Source organism: Streptomyces sp. WM6386 (assembly GCF_000972385.1).
Lineage (GTDB): Bacteria > Actinomycetota > Actinomycetes > Streptomycetales > Streptomycetaceae > Streptomyces.
Window position 1 is genome coordinate 1 of sequence record NZ_JXTE01000392.1, and the last position, 574, is coordinate 574.

A 574-nucleotide genomic window follows, 5' to 3' on the forward strand; every position below is an offset into this window, starting at 1 on the left:
CCAGAAGACCGGCTGTACGACCTCCATCAACCGACCGGCGGCGCCGGCTTGGAGCTGGACCGCGCTGTCCGACTGCTGCGTGCGGCCGGTCACCCCGAATGGGCCGAGAAGGTCCGCTCGGAGATTCCGGTGCGCAACGTCATTCCGGGGCACTCGGGCAGGGCCGCGACCACCTGTACGAGGCGGAGCTGGAGGAAGAGCGCCGCACCCGCGGCCACCCCGACCACTCCGGGTGCTCGCCGTCTCGCGGGACGTGAGCCGCATCCGAGCGCCACTTCCGCGCCGAAGTGGTGATCAGGACGCGCAGCCGACGGAAAGAGAAGGTCACCTCGTGCGCAGCAGCCCACTCGCCGGCCGAACGGTCGTCGGCACCGGAGCCGCTCGCGGCCTGGGGGCGGCGATGGCCCGGGAAATCGCCCGCCGCGGCGCCCGCACCGCGCTGCTGGGCCACGAGAAGGCTGCCCTGGAGCAGCAGGCCGCGACCCTGCCGGGGCCGGCGCTGGCCGTCGAGGTCGACATCACGGATCCCGCCGCGCTGGCGGCGGCTGCACGCACCGTACGGACCAGTCTCGGC

At 73.7% G+C, this 574-nt stretch carries 1 protein-coding gene and 1 pseudogene; both read left to right on the plus strand.

Annotated features, from left to right (window positions below):
- A pseudogene (locus TN53_RS48895) lies at window positions 1-257 on the plus strand (hypothetical protein); the annotation flags it as partial.
- A gap of 74 nt (window positions 258-331) precedes the next feature.
- Window positions 332-574, plus strand: a 243-nt coding sequence (locus TN53_RS41885) for an SDR family NAD(P)-dependent oxidoreductase (protein WP_159038281.1), incomplete at its 3' end; no start/stop codon positions are given.